Annotated in this window: 23 protein-coding genes and 1 pseudogene; 6 read left to right on the top strand and 18 right to left on the bottom strand. The window is 42.4% G+C overall.

What is annotated here, in order from left to right; translation table 11 throughout:
- Window positions 1-191 precede the first annotated feature (191 nt).
- The 3 genes from D1367_RS21580 to D1367_RS21570 form a co-directional block, all read right to left on the bottom strand.
- A complete protein-coding gene (locus tag D1367_RS21580; RefSeq protein WP_118168179.1) occupies window positions 192-419 on the bottom strand; it encodes a hypothetical protein in 228 nt (75 codons plus the stop codon).
- A gap of 66 nt (window positions 420-485) precedes the next feature.
- Window positions 486-728: a hypothetical protein gene (locus D1367_RS21575; RefSeq protein ID WP_118168178.1), complete on the bottom strand. Its 243-nt coding sequence runs from the start codon at window positions 726-728 to the stop codon at window positions 486-488.
- Window positions 709-987, bottom strand: coding sequence for a BrnT family toxin (locus tag D1367_RS21570; protein ID WP_181984916.1), 279 nt, complete (start codon window positions 985-987; stop codon window positions 709-711). The genes D1367_RS21575 and D1367_RS21570 overlap by 20 nt, the downstream gene beginning before the upstream one ends.
- Window positions 988-1,084: 97 nt before the next feature.
- On the opposite strand from D1367_RS21570, the gene D1367_RS21565 reads away from it, so the two are divergent.
- Window positions 1,085-1,735, top strand: a complete 651-nt coding sequence (locus D1367_RS21565) for a pentapeptide repeat-containing protein (RefSeq protein ID WP_228674783.1) — start codon at window positions 1,085-1,087, stop codon at window positions 1,733-1,735.
- A gap of 49 nt (window positions 1,736-1,784) precedes the next feature.
- Here D1367_RS21565 and D1367_RS21560 read toward each other — a convergent pair whose 3' ends face one another.
- Entirely contained in the window at window positions 1,785-3,497 is a 1,713-nt protein-coding gene (locus tag D1367_RS21560; protein WP_118171613.1) for a diflavin flavoprotein, read from the bottom strand.
- Window positions 3,498-3,652: 155 nt separating this feature from the next.
- Window positions 3,653-5,377: a diflavin flavoprotein gene (locus D1367_RS21555; RefSeq protein ID WP_118168175.1), complete on the bottom strand. Its 1,725-nt coding sequence runs from the start codon at window positions 5,375-5,377 to the stop codon at window positions 3,653-3,655.
- 113 nt (window positions 5,378-5,490) lie between these two features.
- On the opposite strand from D1367_RS21555, the gene D1367_RS21550 reads away from it, so the two are divergent.
- A complete protein-coding gene (locus tag D1367_RS21550; protein WP_118168174.1) occupies window positions 5,491-6,330 on the top strand; it encodes a pantothenate kinase in 840 nt (279 codons plus the stop codon).
- Between the two features lie 240 nt (window positions 6,331-6,570).
- Here the strand turns inward: D1367_RS21550 and D1367_RS21545 are convergent, their stop codons facing one another.
- Both D1367_RS21545 and D1367_RS21540 read right to left on the bottom strand, forming a co-directional pair.
- Entirely contained in the window at window positions 6,571-7,413 is an 843-nt protein-coding gene (locus tag D1367_RS21545) for an alpha/beta fold hydrolase (RefSeq protein WP_118168173.1), read from the bottom strand.
- A gap of 254 nt (window positions 7,414-7,667) precedes the next feature.
- On the bottom strand, window positions 7,668-8,162 hold the full coding sequence (locus D1367_RS21540) for an NUDIX hydrolase (protein ID WP_118168172.1): 495 nt from the start codon (window positions 8,160-8,162) through the stop codon (window positions 7,668-7,670).
- Between the two features lie 763 nt (window positions 8,163-8,925).
- Here D1367_RS21540 and D1367_RS31100 point away from each other — a divergent pair.
- Window positions 8,926-9,090 (top strand): hypothetical protein, encoded by a 165-nt coding sequence (locus D1367_RS31100; protein WP_167407613.1) that lies wholly within the window; start codon window positions 8,926-8,928, stop codon window positions 9,088-9,090.
- A 269-nt stretch (window positions 9,091-9,359) separates the two neighbouring features.
- Here the strand turns inward: D1367_RS31100 and argH are convergent.
- From argH to trmD, 9 genes and pseudogenes are all read right to left on the bottom strand, one after another.
- Window positions 9,360-10,746: pseudogene (gene argH, locus D1367_RS21530) on the bottom strand (argininosuccinate lyase).
- Between the two features lie 141 nt (window positions 10,747-10,887).
- Window positions 10,888-11,097: a hypothetical protein gene (locus D1367_RS21525; protein WP_118168171.1), complete on the bottom strand. Its 210-nt coding sequence runs from the start codon at window positions 11,095-11,097 to the stop codon at window positions 10,888-10,890.
- A gap of 106 nt (window positions 11,098-11,203) precedes the next feature.
- Window positions 11,204-11,992, bottom strand: a complete 789-nt coding sequence (gene larB, locus D1367_RS21520) for a nickel pincer cofactor biosynthesis protein LarB (protein ID WP_118168170.1) — start codon at window positions 11,990-11,992, stop codon at window positions 11,204-11,206.
- A 72-nt stretch (window positions 11,993-12,064) separates the two neighbouring features.
- Window positions 12,065-13,882 carry an ABC transporter substrate-binding protein gene (locus tag D1367_RS21515; RefSeq protein WP_118168169.1) on the bottom strand — a complete coding sequence of 606 codons (1,818 nt, stop codon included), beginning with the start codon at window positions 13,880-13,882 and terminating at the stop codon, window positions 12,065-12,067.
- A gap of 154 nt (window positions 13,883-14,036) precedes the next feature.
- A complete protein-coding gene (locus D1367_RS21510; protein WP_118168168.1) occupies window positions 14,037-15,839 on the bottom strand; it encodes an ABC transporter substrate-binding protein in 1,803 nt (600 codons plus the stop codon).
- Window positions 15,840-15,863: 24 nt separating this feature from the next.
- A complete protein-coding gene (locus tag D1367_RS21505) occupies window positions 15,864-16,436 on the bottom strand; it encodes a hypothetical protein (RefSeq protein ID WP_118168167.1) in 573 nt (190 codons plus the stop codon).
- Between the two features lie 42 nt (window positions 16,437-16,478).
- Window positions 16,479-16,988, bottom strand: a complete 510-nt coding sequence (locus D1367_RS21500) for a hypothetical protein (protein WP_225892179.1) — start codon at window positions 16,986-16,988, stop codon at window positions 16,479-16,481.
- Between the two features lie 54 nt (window positions 16,989-17,042).
- The gene (gene ispF, locus D1367_RS21495; RefSeq protein WP_118168166.1) at window positions 17,043-17,528 is read right to left on the bottom strand and encodes a 2-C-methyl-D-erythritol 2,4-cyclodiphosphate synthase; all 486 of its coding nucleotides are present in this window, start codon (window positions 17,526-17,528) and stop codon (window positions 17,043-17,045) included.
- 87 nt (window positions 17,529-17,615) lie between these two features.
- Window positions 17,616-18,374, bottom strand: a complete 759-nt coding sequence (trmD, locus tag D1367_RS21490) for a tRNA (guanosine(37)-N1)-methyltransferase TrmD (protein WP_118168165.1) — start codon at window positions 18,372-18,374, stop codon at window positions 17,616-17,618.
- A 540-nt stretch (window positions 18,375-18,914) separates the two neighbouring features.
- On the opposite strand from trmD, the gene D1367_RS21485 reads away from it, so the two are divergent.
- Together D1367_RS21485 and cphA are read left to right on the top strand one after the other, a co-directional pair.
- Complete coding sequence (locus D1367_RS21485) at window positions 18,915-19,778, top strand: cyanophycinase (protein WP_100898664.1); 864 nt, start codon at window positions 18,915-18,917, stop codon at window positions 19,776-19,778.
- A 414-nt stretch (window positions 19,779-20,192) separates the two neighbouring features.
- A complete protein-coding gene (gene cphA, locus D1367_RS21480; protein ID WP_118168164.1) occupies window positions 20,193-22,898 on the top strand; it encodes a cyanophycin synthetase in 2,706 nt (901 codons plus the stop codon).
- Window positions 22,899-22,943: 45 nt separating this feature from the next.
- Here the strand turns inward: cphA and tatA are convergent, their stop codons facing one another.
- Entirely contained in the window at window positions 22,944-23,117 is a 174-nt protein-coding gene (gene tatA, locus D1367_RS21475; RefSeq protein WP_100902930.1) for a twin-arginine translocase TatA/TatE family subunit, read from the bottom strand.
- Window positions 23,118-23,596: 479 nt separating this feature from the next.
- On the opposite strand from tatA, the gene D1367_RS21470 reads away from it, so the two are divergent.
- Window positions 23,597-24,652, top strand: a complete 1,056-nt coding sequence (locus tag D1367_RS21470) for an NAD(P)-dependent alcohol dehydrogenase (protein WP_118168163.1) — start codon at window positions 23,597-23,599, stop codon at window positions 24,650-24,652.
- Between the two features lie 556 nt (window positions 24,653-25,208).
- Here the strand turns inward: D1367_RS21470 and D1367_RS21465 are convergent.
- Complete coding sequence (locus D1367_RS21465) at window positions 25,209-26,621, bottom strand: serine/threonine protein kinase (protein WP_118168162.1); 1,413 nt, start codon at window positions 26,619-26,621, stop codon at window positions 25,209-25,211.
- Window positions 26,622-26,696 lie beyond the last annotated feature (75 nt).

The raw sequence follows: 26,696 nt of genomic DNA, 5'->3' as shown, positions 1-26,696 counted from the left end.
TAAAATACTGCATTAGCTTTCCTCTTGTGGGATGGGCGTCTCGCCCGTCCAGTGCGGGCAAGATGCCCACACCACAAGAAAAATTATTGCATCATTTTAGCTGTGTCGCACTACTACAAGACTACCGAGATTTTTTCAGAAATCAAATATGATTCCTATAGCAAAACGTTCGTATCAAAATAAAACTCGCATTACAGATACTTTTGTACCAACCGCTCATCTAGCATTGCTTTCACTTCTTCATCTGTAGGTGGCAATGTGTTAGTCTTGGCAATACCGATTAAACTCGCAGCTAAACCCTTCGGCTTTGAAGTTGGCTGAAGTTTTGGTTGGAGCGATCGCATTAATGTATTGATTAACTGCCAACGATCCTCGGCAGATAATCTCAGTGCTTGATCTTCAAGTTCACGTAAAGTCATAGTAATAATTTCTAACAGAGAGCGTTGGGTTATTAGAATAAGACGGCTTACGATGCAACGAGATTATTATGCTGTCTCGTTGTTTGCTGCTTGTGGCATTGACTCAATTAACGCCCTTAACACTTTGTTGACCGATTCTGGTGTGGTGAAAACCTGAGCCACATCTTCATCTAATACTACAACTGTTAATTGTTGCGTTCCACTACGGGCAGCAAAGCGATTAGGCTTTGCCTTTTGATAATCGAAGCGATACTCAGCCTGAAGCTCGTCGTCAGAATTTTGTGATTTTTCAAAAGGTGTTTCGTTCATAATCTTCACGTTCCTTTCGAGTAGCTAGACGGGCGCTGATGATACGGATAGCATTGGAACGCTCAGTGAAACAAATCAACAGCAAGAGATTTTGTTGAGAGTGACCAATAATGATTTCTCGCTGCTCATCTGTAGAGTGCGCTTCATCATCAAAGATGACTGCCAAAGAATTGCCGAAGACAGTTTTGGCTTCTTCAAAGCTGACACCGTGCTTCTTCAAATTTGCGGCTGCTTTTGATTTATCCCACTCGAATTCCATGACCAGATCATATCCGATTAGCTATGCAGACGTGAATACAAGTACAGCAGAGTAATAATATACTGCAATTAAGTGTCATTGCTGTGGGGAAGGTACTTTGAAGATAAAATGGCGATCGCATCTCAAACCAAAACCAAAGAAACGCCGCCCTTCCTCAGAAGAAGATATACTTCACCTCAGACGAACTGGACGGTATATCCCACCACCGCGTAAAACTTGGCGAGATAAATTTATTGTTGTAGTTAAATCAGCATTTGAGTGGATAGAAAAACGCCTGCTAGAACCTTTGGCGAACCTAGTTGATGGGGCTGATGTATTTCGGATATTAGAAAAGGTTGGCTTTTTAATAGCTGTGTTGGTTTTTCTGCTGGAAATTGGAGAACGTAGGGAAAAATCAATCTTTGAGGCTTGGCAAGTAGTGAAAGACGGGCAAGGCGAAAAGTCAGGTGTAGTTGTGTTGGCTCTGGAAAGATTAAAAAAGGAAAATTTTAGTTTATCGGGAATCAACGTTGAGAAGACTAACCTCAGTGGTGCTTACCTCAGTGGTGCCAACCTCAGCTTTGCCAACCTCAGCTTTGCCTACATCTACAATGCCAACCTAAACGGAGCCTCCCTCATGAGTTCCAACCTCAGCGGTGCAAAAAACTTAACTCCTGAGCAAGTTAAATCTGCTAAAAATTGGGAGCAAGCAATATACGATAAGGAATTTCGCACCAAGCTTGGTTTACCACCAGAACCGATGAAGTAGAGGTGAGGGAGTGAGGGAGAAAAATTAATAACCAATGCCCCATTCCCAATTAATAATGAGTTGCCGACTTGCGATGATGCACAGCTGTAACACCATCAGTATCTAACAATTTGCCATTTTCGACAGTGGCATAAACCAGCCAATGGTCGCCAGATTCCATCCGGTTTTGTACGGAACATTCAAGATATGCTAGAGCATTTGTAAGTATAGGAGAACCATTTTCAGCTTCTTCGGTGGCGACATCAGCAAATCGGTCTTGTCCCGGGCCAAAAGGTTTGAGGAAGTGCTTCATCAAGCCCAAGTGATTCCCTTCTTTAAGAATATTAAGGACAAATTTGTTTCCTGTATGCGTCAGTGTTTCTACTGCACGCTCTTTAGCTACAGCTATGGTTAAACCAGGTGGACTAAAGCTAGCTTGAGATACCCAAGAGGCTAACATGGCACTAGAGCGATCGCCTTCTTTTGCTGTGAGAACACACAGAGAACCGACAATCCGACCAACTGCTTGTTCTACATTAGTAGCAGGTTGACTTGGCGATCGCACTTTTCTAGCTTTCTTCAAAGCTTGGGCAAAGTCGGTTCCGGCTTCTTCACACAATTGTAAGGTGGTATCGTCGGGTTTGAATTTTACGCGGATGGTGTCAAAACCAAACCGATAGCCAGCATCTTTCAATTTACCTTCAATTAAATCAACCGCTTCCCCACTCCAGCCAAAGGAACCAAAAGCACCAGCGAGTTTATTGTTAGTAGCGGTGGATAGGACAATTCCTAAAGCTGTTTGCACGGGTGTGGGTGCATGACCGCCGAGAGTAGGAGAACCGATGATGAAACCACCGGCTTTCTCTACAGCCGCCCGGATTTCTTCTGGTTCAGTAAATTCACAGTTAATCGATTCTACAGCAACGCCAGCTTTTGTAATGCCACGAGCGATCGCTTGGGCTAATGTGGCTGTATTACCATAAGCTGATGCATAAATCAACGCTACTGTCAAGTCAGCAGATGTTTGTTGTTGACTCCATTGGCGATAAGCTTTAGTCAGGTCAATTAAGCCATAGCGTACCAAAGGCCCGTGTCCAGTGGCATACATTCTCACGGGGAAATCAGCTAATTTCTCCAGCGCTGTTTCAACTTGACGGGCGTGGGGAGCCATGAGGCAATCAAAATAATAGCGCCGATCTTCGTTATATACTTCCCAGCCTTCATCAAATACCTGATCTCCGCAAACATGCGCCCCAAATAACTTATCTGTGTACAAAACTTCTGTTTGCGGATCGTAGGTGCAAAGTTGATCTGCATAGCGGGGATTGGGGGTGGGAATAAATTGTAAATTATGCCCGTTGCCTAAATCTAGGGTTTCTTCGCCCCGCATCACAAGAATTTGCAAATCTGGATTTTCCAGCGCTGCACGTAGATTTATCGCCCCTGGATTAGAACAAACAAAAGTTATTTGCGGGGCAATTTCTAACAAAGCTTTTAAAGTTGCAGCGCGGTTGGGGTTGACGTGTCCCAAAATTACATAATCTAAGTCTTCAAAATGGAAACGTTGCTGCAACGCTTCTAAATAAATTTCCGTAAACGTTTCCCCTGGAGGGTCAATTATGGCGGTTTTTTCGCTTTCGATTAAATAAGAATTAGCAGTTGTACCCTTAGCAAGAGCGTATTCAATTTCAAATCTGAGCCTAGACCAACTGCGCGATCGCAGTATTCTTGTATCTGTAGCTATTGGATAAACTTGAACATCACGGGGTTTATTTGTTGACATAGGGAGTAGGGAATGGGGAGTGGGGAGTGGGGAATAAGAAGTCGGAATCACCACTTCCTATTCTCTTTTTTAAGCTTTCCGACACGACTTTTGGGGTAATGGGCAATAAGAAGTAGGAAACACCACTCCCTACTCCCTACTTCCCACTCCCCCTCTTAATAATGATTACCAACTTTGCGGTGATGCACAGCAGTTAAAGCATCTGGCTTAGAAACTCGTCCGGCGTAGACGGTGCTGTATACTGCCCAATGGTCGCCGCAATCCATTCTACTGACAACTTCGCACTCCATATAGGCGAGGGCATCGTTAAGGATAGGCGCACCATTTTCGGCTGGCTGGGTTCTCACTCCTTCAAAGCGATCGGCACCAGGGGCGAACCGCTTCAAAAAGTGTTTCATTAATGGCTGGAAATTGCCTTCTTCTAATATGTTGAGAACAAAGCGATCGCCTACTTGCATGAGTGATTCAATTGCCCGATCTTTGGCTACTGCAATGGAAAATCCCAAGGGTTTGAAGCTGGCTTGAGCAACCCAGGAAGCTAACATCGCACTGGATACATCGCCTTTTTTGGCAGTAATAATATATAATCCGCCGCTAATTCTACCTAATGCTTTATCTAATTCAGCACCAAGGGATTTCATGGCTTTGATGCTGCGATCGCGTGTTACCCATTGACCTAAGTCTGTTCCTGCTTCTTCACACAGCTTGTAAGTATTTTCTGTCGGTGTTTCTTTAATCCGAATCGCTGGAAAAACCGTTGTCAAACCCAAATTGCGGAATTTACTCACCAAAGGATCTATCGGCTCATCATCGCCACCGCCACTTTCAAATACGCCAATAGCTTGCTTTTCTTTGGCAGATCCTAAAACTGTGCTGAGTGCAGCTTGGATACTCGCAGCGCCAGAAGCCGGAGGTAGACCAACGATTAGCCCAGCACAACGGCTAACTAGTTCCCGCAGTTCTTGTAAATCTACTTCTGATCCCAAATCGACAATTTCCACGGCAACACCAGTTTTACCGATGCCGTTGGCAATTGCTTGCACCAGGCGATCGCTATATCCATATTCTGAAACGTAAAATATTCCAACTGCCGTTTCTGGCTTGGCTTGCGTTTGGCTCCAAGTGCGGTAACGTCCAACTAATTCCTCAACATTGTGAGATAATAATGGCCCGTGTCCTGTGGCAATGATACCGATGGTTTTCAATTCCGCCATGCGTTTTAGGGCTGACAAAACTGACCGAGCATTCGGCCCCATCAAGCAATCGTAGTAGTAATGAAAGTCTTCTTCGATAGCCGCCAAGTCTTCATCAAAGGTGCTATCTGAGCAATAGTGCAACCCAAAAGCGTCGCAGGTATAGAGAATTTTGGTTTTGTGGTCGAAGCTGAAAATGGTATCAGGCCAGTGTAAATTTGGGGCAATCACGAATTCAAATTCATGACCATTGCCCAAATCTAAGCGATCGCCATTTTTCACAATCCGCCGTTTAAATGGCTGATGTACGAAATCTTCAAGAAACTGAATCGCCACTTTAGAACCGACAACGGTTATTTCTGGAGCCAATTGCAGCAAATCTTTAACTAAACCGCTATGGTCTGGCTCGGTGTGGCTGATAATCAAATAATCAATATCTGTTGGATTGATTAGTCCGGTGAGCGTATCAAAATATAGTTGACGAAACTTTTCGTGGGAGGTATCAACTAAGGCTGTCTGCTCCCCACGGATGAGAAACGAGTTATAGGTGGTACCATTTTGCAGACCAAACTCAATATCGAAGCGATCGCGATCCCAATCCAAAGACCGAATAGCCGTCGTATCTTGAGCAATTTCCACCTGCTGTATGGTGAGCCGTTTTTCAGTTTTTTCGGTGAGCGCTACCATAACTCCCCTCCTTAACACAATGAGTATTTCTTCCTCTTCTATTTTTATTGTGACACGGGATGAATATTAATTTTTATTAAAAAATCTATGACTGACTTAAAAAATTTAAAAGTGTGAAACCGCATAAGCACCCAGAACACACAGATAATATTTGGCTAGCGCTGGAAATTGGGAACTCTCGGCTACATTGGGCGTTGTTTATTGACGAGACGCTTTACTCAGCTTGGGATACCGACCATCTACCTGAGTCTGTTATACAACACCTGGCTGAATGTCAAACTCTAAATGATTTACTAGAGAACATTTTTCCACAAGGTGAATTTCTAACAAACACTCTGCCCCTCTGTCCTCTCCTCGTCGCCTCCGTAGTTCCCAGCCAAACTGCTATTTGGCAAATTTACCCAAATACTCGCGTTATTACCTTAGATCAAGTATCCCTCAAAGGTGTTTATCCCACGTTAGGAATTGACCGCGCTTTAGCTTTGTGGGGTGCGGGGAAAACGTGGGGTTTTCCAATGTTGGTAATTGATGCTGGGACAGCGCTAACTTTTACGGCTGCGGATGCTAATGAGTGTCTAGTTGGAGGTGCAATTTTGCCGGGTTTAGGTTTGCAATTTGCAACTCTCGGTCAACAAACCGGACAATTACCATTAGTAGAAATGCAAAATTTTCCGTCTCTACCAGCGCGTTTTGCTCTCAATACTACAGAAGCTATTCAAAGTGGAGTAGTTTATACAATATTAGCTGGGATTAAAGATTTTATTGATGCGTGGTTGCAATTATTTGCTGATGGAAAGATTGCAATTAAAGGGGGCGATCGCACTTTATTACTAAACTATCTGCAAGCCTTATATCCTGAAATTACAGCACCTTTAATTGTGGAACAAAATTTGATATTTTGGGGAATATGCGAAATAATAATGGGTGATAGCAAAGAGGGAATAAAAGTATAGATCGCCTCAACAAACTTAGTCAAATTTGTCTCATACCACTGACTCCCGAAACGATGCGAAAAACAGCCGAATTATGGGCATGGGTAAGAAACCAGGGGAAGCCGACGGCAAGCAATGACAGCAAAGTAGACTAAAAGCCTTATTAGTCGTCTTGAGACGACTTTTGCTATTAGCCTCAGAATAAATTCTGAGGCGGGCTAGATGAGAATGAAATAGCCCTAGCAACAAACCCTGAATCAGCTAATTTAATTCGTTTAAATTATGGTTTTTCAAAATACCTTGAATAAACTCCCGAATCTCAACCGCTACAACCCCAGCACAAGATTCTGGTAAGTCATTTCCGGCATGGGCAATCATTTTTAACTCAACTTTCGGCATCAGTTGAGCATAAACCCGGCTCTTAGCTAAAGCATCTGGTGTATCTTGGCCACCTTGCAAAATAAAAATCGGCACATCTATCATGTAAAGCCGCTTTTGCACTAATTCCGCCTCAATTTCTACTTGTCGCCGTTTGAAAAGTAACTGGCAAGCTATGGGGTAACGCAACAATTCCTGACGTAATTGCAAGTCTTGTGCAATTTTTTCATACCAACCCAAGATTTTAGTGAAGGGAGTTAGCGATCGCAACAATTTAACCATGAGTGGTGGATAATTCAATAATCGTCGCATCTTCTGGCAATACTCTTCTTGTCCTGCTATCTCCACACCCTCTGGTGCAAGCAGTACCACACCATCAACTTTCTCTGGATACTTTAGGGCATAGCTAGCAGCAATCCAACCCCCAAGAGAATGACCTACTAAATATACTTTTTCTAACTTAACAGCTTGCAAAAACTCAGCCAAACACTCTACTTGTAAATCTATCGAATGATGAATATTCGGATTTTCTGATTCACCAAATCCCAACAAATCAAGTGCAAAGCAATGGAAATCTTGTGCAAGGGACTCCATCACAGATAACCATTGACTGCTTTCATTCCAAGCACCATGTAAAAAAATTATAGAAGTTTTTTCACCGACTTCACGCCAGAATATCAGCCCTTGAGAGAGCTTTATTCGGGAGTTACGGAATAGTGTATCCATTTTAATTTAGTAGTTAACTTGTAGCACCATAATAAATAGTCATTGGTCATTGGTCATTAGTCATTGGTCATTAGTCATTGGTCATTAGTCATTGGTCATTAGTCATTGGTCATTGGTCATTAGTAATTAGATTTGGACAAATTACAAACACAGAAGTGTAAGTCGAACGCGAATTTATCTCGTAGATAAGCTTCCTTAGATCATATACTTTGGCGGCAAATGACAAATGACAAATAACTAATGACTAAATATTGTTATGCCAATGTTGTCAAGCCATTTAAGTAATCTTGCAACTGCCGGGTATGATCGTGAGACATCTGTTCTGAAGGTAGCAAATTGGGAGAGAAAGCTTGGATTTCCATGACTTCCAAAGTATCGTGAATTTCCATTGTCCCATGCACCTCGGCTTCAACCACAACACAAATTGAATGGATTCTGGGATCGCGGTCTGGTGCCGAGTAAACTCCTACCAAACGGTTAATTTTCACCAATTCTAGCCCGGTTTCCTCGATCAATTCCCGGCGGACTGTGTTGGGAATATCTTCTCCCCAATCCACCATGCCTCCAGGCAATGCCCAAAGACCATCATCACGCCGTCGGATCAGTACTATCCGACCATCAGGTAAAATTGGGATGATACTAGTGCCAGTAATGGGATGACGAAATATAATACCCAATACTGTTTGTCCAATACGCCATAAACTACGTGTGGACTCTACAGCTGCCGGAAAAAAAGCAATAACGTTCAATCTTCAAAATTTTTGTATTGTATTCTCTAGTTCTCTACCACTTACATAAACTCAACTAATAAAATTATTGTTGAGTTTTGCTTTATACAAAAATGTTTGTGGTTTGAGATTTTATTCTCACGATTTACGTAGAATATTATTAATTCTAACATCTAGTTTCAATAGAAGCACTGTATTCATCTATACATAATATTTATTCAATCAGAAAGTTTTTTAGTTTATAACTAACATTAGCCTTATCCAAACCAGCTATCACTAATAGTTTTTCAGCATACATTAAAAAAAATAATCTGAATGATAAGTCAGAACCCCAAATTTAGAATTCATTAGAGACAATTAAGCGGGGTTTAAGATCACCAACTAATTCTTGATAATATTGATTGGTTTGTTCCAAGAACAACAACTTATCAGCTAACTTACATCTATTTGACGAATTTGAATCAAATAAAAGGTATTTTTCATCTAGCTACTACAGCACGGCGCAAATAAACCACCCATTCCAAACCAACAAAACTCTTACGCTGTATTGATTTTGAATGCCTGACTTTTGAATGCGTGACTTTTGACTTCTGCCTTGCGGTAGTAGTGGGGATAATTTTAAATTATTATTGACAGAGCTAGGTTGAATGCGGTAGACTAGTACACTGTTTAAAGCGTATTTATTGCTGCACTAGGCTACAAGTATATCAATAACATTGGTAACTGATATTGCCTACGTAATGCCTAGTTGCTACTTTTTTGTTGTTTATTTAATGAGGTGAACATGGCCAAGCGCCGTAACCCGAAAAAAGAAAAGGCGCTACGGAACCAGGCGTATGCCAGAAAGTTTCGTAAACGGACTACTACAGGAAGAATGCAGAGAAGGTTCCAACAAAGACCACCAAAGAGTGAAGAAGAAGAAGGAGCAGCAGCAGCTGACACTGAATAAGCTGTCTGCTTAGATCCTTGTTATTTAGATTATTTATTTTTTAGGGCGTACAAATGTACGCCCTTATTTATTTTTTTGAATGGGGCAATTCAATTTTGGATTTTGGATTAAATTTCAATCTAATACCAATTCAATTAATGATTGCAACACATCCTTGGGTAAAGACGCGATGAATCGCGTCTCTACAAATGGTCTATTTGTCGCATTCTTTTTTCAAATTGGTATAAAATCTAAAATCTAAAATCTAAAATCCTAACTCCTAACTCCCTCTATTGAGCCATTTGAGCGCGGGCGGCTATGAGTGCTTTGCGAACCTGTACAAAGCCAGTGCCACCGTAACTGTTGCGGGCTGCCACAACTTGACGGGGAGATATTGCTTCATAAATATCTGCTGCAAATTTTGGGTGGAATTGTTGCCACTCTTCCAAACTCAAATCTTTCAGAAGTTTACCTGCGTCATCACAGATTTTTACTATCTTACCCGCAAGGTCGTAAGCTTCCCGGAAGGGAACGCCCCGTGCTGCCAGATAATCTGCTACATCGGTAGCGTTGGAAAAATCTTTCGCCACAGCTTCTGCTAACCGTTGGGTACGAAATTCCAAGCCTTCCCTGAGCAAAATCGTCATTGCTTCGAGAGAGGCTTTAACTGTGTTGACGCTATCAAACAGACCTTCTTTATCTTCTTGCAGGTCTTTGTTATATGCCAGTGGTAGCCCCTTCATAATCACCAATAAGGCCTGGAGATGACCAAATACACGCCCTGTTTTTCCCCGGACTAATTCTGGCACATCGGGGTTTTTCTTTTGGGGCATGATACTGGAACCTGTGGCACAGCTATCTTTAAGGGTGACAAAGCCAAATTCTTGAGATGACCAAAGAATGACTTCTTCTGCAAGGCGGCTGAGGTGAACCATAATCAAGCTAGCAGCACACAAGAATTCGATCGCAAAATCGCGATCGCTCACTCCATCGAGGCTATTAGCATAAATATCGTCAAAATTCAAGAGTTTGGCTGTGTAGTGGCGGTCAATGGGGAAAGTGGTTCCCGCCAAAGCACCGCATCCCAAAGGTGAGATATTCACGCGGCGAGAAACGTCTCCTAAGCGTTCCCAGTCGCGTTGCGCCATTTGAAAGTATGCCAAGAGGTGATGAGCTAAACTCAAGGGTTGGGCGCGTTGTAGGTGGGTATAGCCAGGAATCAGGGTTTCAACGTTTTTTTTCCGCTATATCCAGTAAAACCCCTTGAAATTCTCGCAATTCCCCTTTAATTTGTTGGATTTGGTCGCGGAGGTAAAGTCTAGTATCAGTACCAACTTGGTCATTACGCGATCGCGCCGTATGCACCTTTTTACCCACATCGCCGACAATTTCTGTCAATCGTCGTTCAACTGCAAAATGTACATCTTCAGCATCAACACCAGGCTGAAATTTCTTCTCGCGGTACTCTTGGCGAATTTGTTCTAAACCTGCAACCAGTTTTTCTCCTTCTTCTGGGGAGATAATGCCCGTGTGAGCAAGCATTTTGACATGGGCTTGAGAACCAGTCAGGTCATATTCGATTAATGCAATATCAAAACCTATACTGGCATTAAAACGAGCGATCGCTGGATGCAATGCTGATTCAAATCGCGGACTCCAATTTTCTTCTTTGGTCATAAATATTATGAGGGGAGTGGGGGAGAGTTAAGAGTTAAGAGTTAAGAGTTAAGAGTTAAGAGTGAGGAGTTAAAAACTCATAACTCCTAACTCCTCACTTTCAACTCCTAACTCCTCACTTTCAACTCCTAACTTTTAAATTCAACCGTAGCTAGTTAGATTCCGAATCATATAGCCAATGACTAAACCAATCAACAATGCCCACACTTGACCTGTTTGTATAAAGTGACGCCAAGATTTTTCAACCTGACCCATCAAGTCTGGATCGGTAATTGTTTGTGCTAGTAGTGCTGTCAAATTTACAGGCAATTGCCAATATAACTGAGATATCAAATCGCTGTAATGGCTCATATTTGGTGATTAAGAGGTTGGGGGTGGCAAAATTCAGCATCAGTTTATTTTTTAGATAAATTCCTGATATTTACTGAAATCTTGGGTGTAACTTCAATGTCTTAACTCAAGATGCAGCCGATGCCAACCGCAATTTCTCGGCAGTCCGTAAAATTTGCCCCGCCAAAACTGCTGCGCCAAAACCATTATCGATATTCACTACGCCTACTCCCGCAGCACAAGAGTTAAGCATTGTCAATAAAGGTGCTAAACCGCCAAAACTTGCACCATAACCGATGCTGGTGGGTACGGCAATCACAGGACAACTCGCTAAACCAGCAACAACGCTAGGTAAAGCGCCTTCCATTCCCGCTACGACAATCAACACCGATGCTGACTCAATCAGGTGGCGGTTACTTAATAAACGGTGAATCCCCGCAACGCCAACATCCCAGAGGCGCTGGACGCGAAAACCAGAAAGTTCAGCAGTGACAGCAGCTTCTTCAGCAACGGCTAAATCGGCAGTACCAGCAGAAAGAATGCCAATTTCACCCGCAAATTGTGGTTCGATGGTAGGAGGAGCGATCGCACAAATTCGAGCCGATTGGTAATATCGCAAACCGCTAACTTTTGATTCCAGTGCGGCATAAACTGCTGGTTCAATGCGGGTTGCCATTACTACCGGGTTGCGGAGGCGCATTACTTCGATAATTTGAGCAATTTGGTCGGGAGTTTTACCAGGGCCCCAAATCACCTCTGGGAAACCAGTTCTTAGCTGGCGATGATGGTCAATTTTGGCAAACTCACCCACGGATTCATAAGTTAAGTCTTTGAGTGAGTCGAATGCCTTATCTGGCGTAACTTTACCATTGGCAACCGCTTCGAGGAGCGATCGCAAAGTTTCATTTTGAGACACTAGTCTTTTGTTTGAATTTTATAAATGTTCCCAAACGTGCCACCAAGGGCGGAGACTTTAATACTTTAAACTCTATTCTGTTACTTTCAGTTCATATTTATTCCACAACGTTCCTTTTTGAGAACCAAGTGCAGAGAATTTGACATTTTGGATGCGATCGCGCACTGCTACTAGAGATAAAGGATTCACTAAATAAATGTAAGGCAAATATTCTTGAGAGAGGCGTTGAGTTTCGGCGTAAATCTCTTTGCGCTTTACTTCGTCTAACTCTCGTGCTCCTTGAATATAAAGACGGCCAATTTCTGCCTCCCAATCTGCAACTTGCCAACCAATAAGTGGTTCTTGTCCTGCTTGAAGTTTCTGATTGAAAGTGTGTAATCCACCTGACGGTAACCAAACATTAGCCCCGTCATTTGGTTCAATCCCTCCAACAAAGCCTAGCATATAACATTCCCAATCGAGGGAATTAGAAAGCTTGTCTGTGAGAGTATTGAAAGCAATTGGATTAAAATCAACTTGAATGCCGATTTTACTCAAATCTTGCTTAATTTGCGCTCCCATTAACACACGAGTTTTATTTTCAGCATTCGTTAATAAACTGAAGCGCACCCGATTACCATCAGCATCTAGTAATTGTTTATTTTTATTATATTTAAAACCTGCACTTAATAGTAATTTATTAGCTTTTTCTTGATTATATTCATAAACTTTAAGACCTTTTTCTGGAGGAAAGTAGTAAGGACTTTGAATCTCGATTGGCGAATTTTGCAACACACCAATCCCCCGAAAAACGTTATTTAGCATTGTTTGACGGTCGATTGCATAAGCAACTGCTTGTCTAAAAGCAAGGGTATTAAACCAACGGGATTTAATTGGGTCAATTACAGGCTGTCCATTTTGCCGCCGACCTTTGTTGAGATTAAATGAAATATAAGTATTGGTGAATTCCGGCCCTCCATTGTAGATAGTAAACTTTCCCCGTTTTTCTTCGCGCTTAAGTAGTGAAAAGTTTTCAGGAGAAACAGTAACTGTATCTAATCCTCCAGAGCGAAACTGAAGAATTATTGTATCTGTAGATTCAATAATTTGCCAAACAATACGTTCAACATAAGGTAACTGATTCCCTTGGCTATCTTTGCGCCAGTAATAAGGATTGCGCCGAAATACTACACGCTGACTGGAAGTATAACTTTCTATTTTATAAGCACCGTTGACAATAATTTTACTGGGTTCTGTATCTGTTCCCCAAGTAGATAAAAATTTGGGATTACCTTTAGCATCTTTAGATTTCAATGATTCAGATAAAGCATGTTTTGGTAAAATTCCAACTGAATTTGTTGATGCTCCGGCTGTGGTATAAAGGAAAGGAGCAAAAGGCTCAGGTAGAATAAATTCAATTTGGCGATCGCCTATTTTTATGATTTTAGGAAAACTACCACTAGAACCAATTTTAAGACCATCTTTCCAATCGGTAGGAATCTGTGGATTGAAAATCACATCCTCATAGGTAAAGATAACATCATCTACGGTAAGTGGTTCGCCATCTGACCATTTCAAGTTTTCTCGCAAAGTAAAAGTGACTCGCTTTTTATCATCAGAAATATCCCACGATTCAGCTAAAGCTGGCTCAATTTTGCCTGTAATCCCATTGAGCGTAGTTAGTCCTTCAGTCGTGAACAAAAAAACATGAGGATATTCCTGATTGAAGGCATAGTTAAAAGTTTTCGGATCGCCGATAGTGCTTGTAACCCATTGCGATACTTGCGCCGCCTTACTCTTAAAATTAATTGGGTTACAACTGATAAGAGCTATCTGACAAATCAAGAATAGAGTGAATATTGCTAAAACCGCAAACCCACGGCGGCGGTTAGCCAAAAGGGCAAAAATCATAGAACTGAATTATTGTAGGTTGGGTTGAACGGCAGTGAAACCCAACATGAATAACGAGCAATCTTGGGTTTCGTTCCTCAACCCAACCTACAGATATTATAAGTGTTTAAGGGAACCTAATATGATGAGGTTTAGCATTGATAACACATAAAAATTAACTAGCTTTTTTATCTTCTACTACTTTGAGTTCATAAATATTCCAATTGTAACCTGCGATCGCTGAGTATTTTACGTTCTCGATAGTATTACGCACGGCTACTAAAGCTAGAGAATTGAATAGGTGAATAAAAGGTAGATATTCTTGTGAAAGTTGTTGTGTTTCTGCATAGATAGCTTTGCGTTTTGTTTCATCGAACTCCCTTGCCCCTTGAATGTAGAGGTCTTCAATTTTCTGCTCCCAATCGCTAGCTTTCCAACCGACTGTTGGGGATTGTCCAGCTTGAGCTTTCTGATTAAATACATGAAAGTTACCATCTACAGACCAGACATTGAAACCATCTTGCGGCTCAATACCACCAGTAATAGCTCCATACCAACATTCCCAATCTAGGGTGTTAGAGATTTTTTCTCCAATAATACTGAAGTCAATAAATTGTAAATCAACTTTAATACCTATCTTGCCGAGATCCTGTTGAATTTTCGGTGTGATTGTCGGTCTATTACCAGCAACAGCCATCATTGTGAAACGGACTCGATTACCATCCGCGTCTAACAGTTGACCTTTCTCATCGTATTTGAATCCTGCTCCTAGTAAAAGTTGTTTAGCTTTTTCTGGATTGTAATCATAAGTTTTTAAACCTTCTTTTGGAGATAAATAATAGGGACTGGGAACAGAAATTGGAGAGTTTTGTGGTTCACCCAATCCCCGCAAAGTGTTGTTGATCATCGTTTGGCGATCGATTGCGTAGGCGACAGCCTGTCTAAAAGCAACGTTGTTAAAAATGCGGGATTTAATGGGATCTACAACAGGCTTGCCGTTGCGACTACCTTTGTTGAGATTGAAAGTTATAAAACTTGTCCCAGAGTCAGGCCCAGCATTTTTAATAGTAAAGTTACCCTGCTTTTCTTGACGCTTGAGCAATTGAAAATTTGCAGGGCCAATTTCTAGTAAATCTAACCCTCCAGAACGAAATTGCAGCAAAGCTGTATCAGGCGATTCCACAATTTGCCAAATTACACGCTCAATATATGGCAGTTGTTTTCCTTGTGCATCTTTTTGACGCCAGTAGTAAGGGTTGCGCCGAAATATTACGCGTTGATTGGTTGAATAACTCTCGATTGTGTAAGGGCCATTAACAATAATTTTTTTCGGGTCTGTGTCGGTTCCCCAAGTGGACATAAACACTGGCTTACCATCAGAGTTTTTAGCTTCCACTGCTGCACGCAAGGCGTGTTCTGGTAATATTCCTACCCCTGATGCAATTGATCGCAAGAAAGGAGAAAACGGTTCTGGCAGAATAAATTCTACCCGACGTTCATCGATTTTGCGGACTTTGAGAAAAGCCTTACTGATACCAATGCGGAGAGCATCTTGTGTATAAGTGGGAATGCGCTTGTTCATGTAGATGTCATTGAAAGAAAAAACGACATCATCGGCTGTTAATGGCTGACCATCCGACCACTTCAATCCTTCTCGCAAGGTAAAGACAAACCGCAGTTTGTCTGGGGAAAGTTCCCAAAATTCAGCCAAAGCCGGCTCAATTTCCTTAGTTATTCCATTTTGAGTAGCTAATGCTTCATAAGTGAAACCAGAAATATTGGGAGATTCTTGGATGAGAGCGTAGTTAAAGGTTTTAGGGTCGCTCAAAGTAGAAAGAACCAACTGGGGAACTTGTGCGGCTGCGGTTTTAAAGTTAGATGGATTGCACGCGGTAATTGTAATTGCTGTTGCCGAAACCAGAATTATTGGTAAGCAAAAACTTTTAATTGCCAGAAATATTTTTCTAAAAATTTTCATACTTTCAATACGCAAATAATGTAGTTAATTTGATTGAGATTGTAGCCAACCAAGGAAGTTCTGGGTTTTATTGAAATACTGAATACCACTATCTCGTAAAACTTCTATAACTTCACGCTTACCAAATTCATTGGAATTAGCGCTTAAAAATATTTTTATTTCATTTGGGTGTAAGCGTGGATGGTGAACTATAGACTCTATAATCAATTTGTCCATAAGATGCCTTTCAAGGATATTTTTAGCAAGGCTTTCATGAATAATTTCTGTTGTTAATGAAATCTCTTCTGCTTTAGTAAGAAGCTGGTTTAAGGCTATACAAAAACGTTTTTCTGTGTCATTAGTACGTTGCAGAAAGCTAATTTTAGCTTGTTTTAAATAATTAACAACTAATTTAGCATTTTGTGAAGTTTTATCTCTTGCAGCCTCGTTAACTTGAATGTCCAATCGCCTAATAAAATCCTGGTTATATTTGTCTTCTTGCTCTAAAGTCGCCAAAGATTCTACATAACAAATGCTGGGTATTGCTAAGGATATTGAGGTAGGTGCATTTTCCAGAAAATTTTCTGCTAGTTCATCCTGTCCTTTAGCAATACTCATTAAGAAGTTTGTTTCTACGTAAAGTCTCACTGCCAATAATACCTAAGGTTGAGTAATTCCACCTTTTAATAACTGTGATAAACCTATTTCTGCTATCTCCTTAGATGCTGGCGGTATTTCTGACTTCCAGTGATAGCAGAAATCACTTATCCAGGCTTCTGTCAGACCTATAAGATAAAGATTAAAAATTTGTTTTTTATTAAATTCTGGCTCGTAATAACTAAGCACATCAGCAGTCTTAATACTAATAATCGGCTCTGATAAATTATTGCCATCCCATTTAAAAATAAGAATGTTATTTACATCAACAAGCATAGCAAAGGGAATCGCTATCTTTGCAGCTTGTAAGTAATCAATCAGCCTTAAAATAGCATATTCTTGGGCTTTTTTTTCTTGAAAATTAAATGGTAAACCTTTGACTTCAGCTATGAGAATAATTTGCCCCTCTTTGTCTAAAGCAACAATATCAGGAAAGTCTACATCTTCTAAATTTGTAGCTTGCATGGTTCTAATTCCCCACCAAGTTAAGCTTTGTTTAACGCTATCAATCATTGATTTCTATCCTAATCAGTCTTGAATATCTTTAATTCAGAGGCTAAAAGAAAGTTATTCTGAAGCAACTAGCAAGACAACAGCATAAGCACATATACCTTCTTCACGTCCAACGGGGCCTAATTTTTCGTTGGTGGTAGCTTTGATGCCAATTTGATTTGGTTCTAATTCTAAAACAGCCGCTAGTTTGTCGCGCATATTGTGAATATGCGGTTTTAATTTTGGACGTTCTGCTACTACCACTGAGTCAATATTTCCGATTTGCCAGCCTTGATCCCGAATCAGTTGATGTACTTGATTTAATAGTACTAAACTATCTGCTCCCGCCCATTTGGCATCGCTAGGCGGAAAATAATGACCAATATCGCCCAAAGATAATGCCCCAAGCATGGCATCCATAATTGCGTGTGTTAACACATCAGCGTCACTGTGCCCCAATAAACCCAATTCATGGGGAATTTGAATTCCACCTAAAATCAAAGCGCGATCGCTCACCAGTTGATGAATATCGTAGCCGTTACCAATACGAATTTTAGTCATTTGTCATTTGTCGTTAGTTAGGAGTTAGGAGTTAGGAGTTAGGAGTTAGGAGTTAGGAGTTAGGAGTTAGGAGTTAGGAGTTAGGAGTTAAAAATTATTATTCTCCCCCTGCCTCCCCTGCTCCCCCTGCTCCCCCTGCTCCCCCTGCTCCCTGCCCCCTGCCCCCTGCTTCAATTTCTCCAAAAGATCAGGGCGGCGATCGCGGGTTCTTTCAATTTGTTGCTCATAACGCCACCGGGCGATCGCGGCGTGATTGCCACTGAGCAAGATATCAGGCACTTTTAAACCGCGAAAATTGGCAGGACGAGTATATTGGGGATAGTCTAATAACCCTTCCTCAAAACTTTCTGCGGTGAGGGACTCCGTTTTAGCTACGGTTCCTGGGATCAGCCGCACTACGCCATTAATCAAAGCCATTGCTGGAATTTCCCCGCCAGTCAGAATAAAATCGCCTAAAGATACTTCACGAGTTACCAAATGTAGCACCCTCTCATCCACTCCTTCGTAATGCCCGCAAATAACTACTAACTGGTCATAATTCGTCACCAATTCTTTTAAAAGAGGTTGATTGATTGTTTGACCCTGTGGACTCATCAAAATTATTTCTCTTCGGGGTAGAGTTGGCAGCGACTCCACAGCGTTAAAAATGGGTTCTGGCTTCATTAGCATCCCTACGCCGCCGCCGTAGGGTTCATCATCCACCTTTCGGTGCTTGTCAGTGGTAAAGTCCCGTGGGTTAACCAGATGCACTTCGGCAATCTGTTTGGCTAAGGCTTTACCTAGCAGACCAGAATTGAGAACAGAGTTAAAACAGTCAGGAAAAAGCGTAACTATATCAAAGCGCACAGTTATTCGTATTCAAGGACACTAATCTTAAATTTGAATGTCTAGCAAACATCAACAAGCCGCCATTCGGCTTAAACTCCAGTTAAACTTTATCAATAGTATCTAAAACTACCAGACCTCTTGGATTTTAGATGGGATTAAAAGTTTTTCTAATTACTTAATTTATGTTTAAATGTTGTCACAACTACATTTAAATTAATAATCTTATCAAGTTAACAACTTCCAGGATGCATCAAGCCAGCCTCAGAAAAAAGCGTAGTCTTAACTGCTCGTCCTCAACCCCAAAGCGGGAATTTAGCCCCATAAAGACTATTTTGCCCTGCTGCGAGTGGACAGGTGAAAAACAAGGCGCTGGCTTTGAGGAATGGGAACGAACAAGTTTAGACTGAGGCAACGCGAGCGTTAAGCGAAAATTTGGAGAGTGGCTTACCCAGTTGCAAACTTCCAAAAAGTGTCCTCTCAAAAGTTGCAAAGCGCAAAAATCATGGCTGCTTATGAACCTTGTTAAATTCACCTGAAGTTGTTGACAGGAGAAACACAATGCCGCAATTACAAGCTAAATCGCTAGAAATGAGGACACCCCAAGCAACGAAAACCGCCGTTCTGGTTATTGGAGGTGCAGAAGATAAAGTTCATGGGCGCGAAATCCTAAGAACTTTTTTTGGACGCGCCGGTGCTAGTAAGGCTTATATTACAATTATTCCATCTGCCTCTCGCGAACCCGCCATCATCGGTGGTAGGTATATTCGCATTTTTGAAGAAATGGGTGCTCAGAAGGTAGAGATTTTAGACATCCGCGAACGGGAACAGTGTGAATCCTCCCAGATCAAAGCATCCTTAGAAGCCTGTAGTGGGGTATTTTTGACAGGAGGCGATCAGCTGCGTCTCTGTGGTGTATTGGCAGATACGCCAGCAATGGAAATTATTCGCCAGCGTGTGAGGGCGGGACAACTTACTTTAGCAGGCACGAGTGCAGGAGCAGCAGTGATGGGGCATCACATGATTGCTGGCGGCGGTAGTGGAGAGTCGCCAAATCGTTCCCTAGTTGATATGGCAACGGGTTTAGGGTTTATTCCTGAAGTCATCGTTGACCAACACTTTCACAACCGTAATCGCATGGGACGGCTGATTAGTGCGATCGCAGCTCACCCCGATCGCTTAGGTATTGGCATTGACGAAGATACTTGTGCAGTATTTGAACGTGATGGTTGGTTACAAGTTATGGGCAAAGGCAGTGTCACCATTGTTGATCCCACTGAAGCCACCCACACCAACGAACCCCATGTTGGTGCTAATGAACCATTAACAGTACATAATTTACGTCTCCATATCCTCAGCTACGGCGATCGCTTCCACTTGTACCAGCGCACTGTATTGCCTGCTGTACACCGGATCTCCAGCTGACGGGATAAAGTATCTAAGGTTACACTGAGTTGGCCACAAATTTTAGATTTTGGATTTTGCAAAAAGTTGTAAGGAAGGTTTACCGACCTAGCAAGCTTTTCAAGACGGATTTTAGATTAAAAGAGCTTTTTGGCAGATGCCGCCAGAAAGTAGGCGAAACAAATCTAAAAACCTCAAGGACTCATTAAGACTTTGCGATCGTAAATCTAGATAGCTAAGTACCCTAATTGTCTCTTTTAATCCAAAATCATAAATCTAAAATCCAAAATCTGTTGACCGCACATTTATTTCTTGTTGTAGAAAAATGATGAGAATACTATGTAAAAAGAAAAAACTGTTTGCAACGAACAGTTTGGCGGTCAATTCCAGTAAGAAACTAGAATTTTGGTTCCGAATCTCCATCTACCTATTCCCATGAGAATCCTCAAGATCCAGACCTTACGCGGCCCAAACTATTGGAGCATTCGACGCCACAAGCTGATCGTCATGCGCCTCGATTTAGAAAACCTTGCCGAGACGCCCTCGAATGAAATCCCTGGCTTTTATGAAGGACTAGTTGAGGCGCTGCCGAGTCTGGAGGGTCATTATTGTTCTCCTGGCTGTCGTGGTGGTTTTCTGATGCGAGTCAAAGAAGGCACTATGATTGGTCATATCGTAGAACACGTAGCCCTAGAACTCCAGGAATTAGCTGGTATGCATGTTGGCTTTGGTCGCACCCGCGAAACAGCCACACGCGGAATTTACCAAGTAGTAATCGAGTATCAGAACGAGGAAGCAGGACGCTACGCTGGACGAGCCGCAGTCCGGCTATGCCAGAGTATCGTTGATCGAGGCCGTTATCCCAAGGCAGAACTAGAGCAAGATATCCAAGACCTGAAAGACTTCACCCGTGATGCTTCTTTAGGCCCCTCTACTGAAGCAATCATCAAAGAAGCAGAAAAAAGAGGTATTCCCTGGATGTCTCTGGAAGCCCGCTTTTTGATTCAGCTGGGCTACGGCGTGAATCAGAAGCGGATGCAGGCCACAATGACGGACAACACCAGCATTCTGGGCGTAGAACTAGCTTGTGATAAAGAAGCCACTAAACGCATCCTCGCTGCTGCTGGTGCGCCAGTACCCAGAGGTACAGTGATCAACTTCTTAGACGATTTGGAACAAGCCATTGAATTGGTTGGCGGCTATCCCATCGTCATCAAGCCAGTGGATGGCAATCATGGACGGGGGATCACCATTGATATCAGAACTTGGGAAGAAGCTGAAGCCGGATACGAAGCTGCTAGACAGGTTTCCCGAGGAATTATTGTCGAAAGATATTACGTTGGACGCGACCACAGGGTACTAGTCGTAAATGGCAAAGTAGTAGCAGTAGCCGAACGCGTCCCAGCTCATGTAATTGGCAACGGCAGATCCACCATTGCCGAACTGATTGAGGAAACAAACCTTGACCCAAATCGCGGTGAAGGACATGATAACGTCCTAACCAAGATTGAACTAGACCGCACCAGCTACCAACTCTTAGAAAGGCAAGGCTATACCCTAAATAGCGTACCACCCAAAGGCACGATTTGTTATCTCAGAGCAACAGCAAACTTAAGTACAGGTGGTAGCGCCGTAGACCGTACCGATGAAATTCACCCAGAAAACCGTTGGTTAGCACAACGGGTAGTCAAAATTATCGGTTTGGATATTGCCGGACTCGATATCGTCACCACGGATATTAGCCGTCCTCTGCGGGAAGTTGATGGCGTGATTGTCGAAGTTAACGCCGCTCCCGGCTTTCGGATGCACGTTGCCCCAAGTGTAGGTATCTCCCGCAACGTCGCTGGCGCAGTAATGGATATGCTGTTCCCCAACGAGCAATCTGGCCAAATTCCCATCCTTAGTATTACTGGCACTAACGGCAAAACTACTACAACCCGACTACTAGCACATATTTATAAACAGACTGGAAAGGTAGTCGGTTATACTACTACAGATGGAACATACATCGGTGATTATTTAGTAGAAGCTGGCGATAACACAGGCCCCCAAAGTGCCCACGTCATCCTCCAAGATCCCACAGTAGAAGTAGCGGTACTAGAAACGGCTCGCGGTGGCATTCTCCGCTCTGGATTGGGCTTTGAAGCCGCAAATGTGGGAGTAGTATTAAATGTAGCCGCCGACCACTTAGGAATTGGCGATATAGAGACCATTGAGCAGTTAGCTAACCTCAAGAGTGTAGTAGCGGAAGCCGTATTCCCGGATGGCTATGCGGTACTTAACGCCGACGATCGCAGAGTCGCCGCCATGTCAGAAAAAACTAAGGCTAATATTGCTTACTTCACAATGAACCCCGACTCGGAATTGGTGCGAAAGCACATCCAAAAGGGTGGAGTAGCAGCAGTGTATGAAAATGGCTATTTGTCAATTGTTAAAGGAGATTGGACACACCGCATAGAAAGAGCAGAAAATATACCTTTAACAATGGGCGGACGTGCGCCCTTTATGATTGCCAACGCTTTAGCAGCAACTTTGGCAGCATTCGTGCAAAACGTCACAATTGAGCAGATTCGTGCTGGTTTGAAGACCTTCCGGGCTTCAGTTAGTCAAACGCCAGGACGAATGAATTTATTTAATCTAGGGAAGTACCACGCTTTAGTAGATTATGCCCACAACGCAGCCAGTTACGAAGCTGTAGGTTCCTTTGTTCGGAATTGGACTACAGGGCAACGGATTGGCGTAATTGGTGGCCCAGGCGATCGCCGCGACGAAGACTTTGTTACTTTGGGCAAATTAGCAGCGCAAATTTTTGATTACATCATCGTCAAAGAAGACGATGACACACGGGGAAGACTACGGGGTTCAGCCGCCCAGTTGATTATTCAAGGCATCAACGAAGTTAAGCCTGATAGCCGCTATGAATCCATTCTGGATGAAACCCAAGCGATAAATAAAGGCTTAGACATGGCTCCTGATAACAGCCTGGTGGTAATTTTACCAGAAAGCGTGACTCGCGCTATTAAGTTAATTAAGCTGCGTGGTGTAGTTAAAGAAGAAACACACCAACAAAATCCCGGCACAACTATCATCGATTCCCAAAATGGAATAGCACCTTCTTCTGTTGTTAATACCCTGCTGTAGTTAGGAGGAGTCAGTTTGCTGACTCCTGTATTCTGATTACTTTTATTATTGTTTTTCTTCTTCCTGATTAGTTTCGTCACTGGGAGTTTTCATCTCCTCCTTAAATCCTCGTAGGGTTTTGCCCAGTGCGGTTCCCAGTTCGGGAATTTTTTTTGGGCCAAAAATTAGAACAGCGACTATGGTAATTACAGCTATTTCTGGCCATCCCAGTCCAAACATATAAATTTCCTCTAAGGCTCCTGTAATTAAATATAGACATTGATGGCGCAAATCCCATAAGTTCTGCTAGCTTCAAAAAATTTTTGCAAAGCAACATACCATAAGCGCTTTAGGGAACTCAAAAAATTAAATTACTCAATTCTTCCATCCAACAGGACTAGTAGATATTTTTTCCCCTGCTCCACCTGCTTCGTCTACTGTCTCATACTTATGATGGTTGACTCAGACCAGTCTGACTTCTTTATACTCATTTTCATGCAGCTATCAAAGCCGCAATGATCAGGGACATTGTTCGGGAAATATCGAGACGAATCTGGGCAGAGGAGGGATACTCCCCTGTCCTACCATTTAATACTGAGTAGGAACAACCTTGGTTTGTTAATTGCGAAGTATATGAGCAGTTTCGAGGAACTGAGTCAGAAAACCTTGAATAAAGTTCATATAAGCCATGAAAAAACTTACTAAAAAGGAGATCATCTGTGATTAAGAGTCTTGGATACGCTGCCCAAAGTGCAAGTACACCACTAGGCTTGTTCACTTTTGAGCGGCGAGAGTTAGGGCCGCACGACGTACAGATTGAGATCCTTTACTGTGGCGTGTGTCACTCGGATCTGCATACAGTCGCTAATGAGTGGAAAGGGACGGTTTACCCAGTCGTACCTGGACATGAGATTGTTGGTCGTGTAGTGAAGATTGGTGAGCAGGTTTCCAAGTTTAAGGTAGGCGAGACTGCGGGCGTTGGTTGTATGGTCGATTCTTGTCGCACCTGTCCAAATTGCCGTGAGAGTTTTGAGCAGTACTGTGATAACGAAATTATCTTCACCTACAACAGCCCAGAGAAGCAGACAGGGAAAACGACTTACGGCGGTTATTCAAACCAGATAGTCGTGGATGAAAATTACGTGCTACGCGTTTCGGAAAAGCTGGATCTCGCTGGCGTCGCACCCCTGTTGTGTGCGGGGATCACGACGTACTCGCCTTTGCGCTACTGGAAAGTTGGCAAAGGCGATAAGGTGGGTATCGTCGGACTTGGTGGGTTGGGACACATGGGGCTAAAATTAGCCCACGCTTTTGGTGCTTACACTGTCCTGTTCACAACATCGTCAGGGAAGACCGAAGATGCCAAGCGCCTTGGAGCCGATGAGGTTGTCATTTCAAAAAACAGCGATGAGATGAACAAGCATATCAACAGCTTCGACTTCATTCTCAACACAGTTTCGGTATCGCACAACCTGGATGCGTACACTCAGTTGCTTAAGCGTGGTGGTACGCTGTGCTTGCTTGGTGTACCGGAAAATCCGCACCCATCACCCAATATCGGTAACTTGATTTTTAAGCGCCGAGTAATTGCCGGTTCGATGATTGGCGGGATTCAGGAGACACAAGAAATGCTCGACTTTTGCGCTGAACACAATATCGTCAGTGACATCGAACTTATCCCGATTCAGAAAATCAATCAAGCATACGAGCGGATGGTAAAAAGCGATGTGAAGTACCGCTTTGTGATTGACATGGCATCGCTAAAAGAAGAGTAAAAAATGCCATTGTCGCTTTTGATGAAAAGTCCTGAATCCTTTGCCTTTGTTTAGGGTGTAAGAAAAACGAATAAAAAAAGTCTGAGCGTTGGTTTTCCGCGCTCAGACTTTTTTAATTGGTTTGTAGTGAGCGATTTATCGCTCAAATCAAGGACTAAAGTCCTTACTACGAACTTTTATAACCCTTCAAAATTTTTGGGACAGACCACTAGTGCTCTGTCTCATTAATTCTGATTGATTAGTTTGTTACCAAAACCCTGTAAAGACGCGAAATTTCGCGTCTCTACAACCCTTCAAAATTTTTGGGACAGACCACTAGTGCTCTGTCTCATTAATTCTGATTGATTAGTTTGTTACCAAAACCCTGTAAAGACGCGAAATTTCGCGTCTCTACAACCCCGCAAAATTAATGGGACAGACCACTAGTGCTCTGTCTCATTAATTCTGATTGATTAGTTTGTTACCAAAACCCTGTAAAGACGCGAAATTTCGCGTCTCTACAACCCCGCAAAATTAATGGGACAGACTACTAGTACAGTACTTATTTGGTCAATGATTAGCTCAACTCACTTCCCATTGGATTGGTAATTGGCAAACCTAACCACTCACTTAATTCATGAGCTAACCATTCAAGTTCTACTTCGGATTTAATACCGCCATCGTTTCCACCAATCTGATATTTTTTTAATCCTGAGCAAATATATAATTGTGCTGGAACGGCAACTCTAGTGTCTTTAGAGCCTTTAATAAAGTGTTTTGGAATGTAAACCAACTTATTCACACTTTGCCTTGGAGATGGACGGGGACGCTCAAACTTCCAACTAAACAACTCCCAGGTTAGAGTAATTTGTTCTGGATTCAGGCGTAAGTAGATGCTTCCAAACAAATTAAAGATAAATTTATACATCATCATAAAGCCAGCACCCCAAAAAGGAAGTGAGAACAAGGCAAAGGGGATGTTGCCAGGAAAAGGCATTATTGAGAGAGCGTTAATTGTCCAAATTAGGACAAATGAATTCCAGACGATCGCAAATAAACCTGTGAATACTATTGATTCATGCAAACCAGCTGGTGGAATGATAATTTCTAGAGAATCCCAATTTTTGGTTAGTTGAATCTTACTCCCGTCTGGTTTACGAACAACTAAAGCAGGTAATGTCGCTTGTGGTTTGTCTAAGGCTGCGATCGCACCAGCAGCAGAACTAAAACGCCCTTCTAAACTGGGTTCAATCATCCACTTTAGCCACTTGCTAAAGCTGGGACTCACATTAGCCGCTTGTTCAAACTGAATGCGAAAATCCTTTTGCGGTAAATCGGCTGGGTGATTACCCGTCATTAAATAAATTAACGTTGCGCCTAAACTATAAAGGTCAGATGCTGCAACAGTCCGTCCGCCAAATTGCTCTGGTGGCATATAGCCATAAGTTCCTACCACAGTTCTTGTCCCGGTTTCTGTGGCGAGGACAGTCTGTACTGAGCCAAAATCTACCAAATAAACTTGACCAACACTATTACCAGAACGCTCCCCTAATAAAATATTGCTAGGCTTAATATCACGGTGAATTACAGGCGGATGTAGCTCATGTAGGTAAATAAGAATCTCTAAAAGCGCTTTGGCTATCTGTTTGACTTCAGTTTCTGTAAAAGTTCGCCCGGTTTGTAAGTATTGCTCTAAAGTTTTTGCTCTTATATAAGTTTGTACCAGGGCAAATCCTTTAATGGTTGGTAAATTTACCTCAAAATAGTTTAAATACTGAGGTATTAAGGGATGTGACAAAGATTTTAAAGTTTCAGCTTCCCGCTCAAACAGCTTAAGTGAATCCCATTCAAAATCATCACCAAAAGAGAGTAACTTGATGACAACTAATTCCTGAGTTTGCAAATCACGAGCTAACAAAGTCCGCCGCCCTGCTTTTTTTCCTAATAGCTGCTGAACTTCGTAGCGATCGCCTAATATTTCGCCGATCATTATGGTTTCTTCTAATGCTACGTTTGAAAAGTTTTTATAGCTCTATAGCTTTTCAATTTGGCAAATCTATATCTT

Origin of the sequence: Nostoc sphaeroides (assembly GCF_003443655.1) — a bacterium.
Lineage (GTDB): Bacteria > Cyanobacteriota > Cyanobacteriia > Cyanobacteriales > Nostocaceae > Nostoc > Nostoc sphaeroides.
Note: the sequence above shows the minus strand (reverse complement) of the source record. Positions and strands in the feature narration are given on the sequence as shown.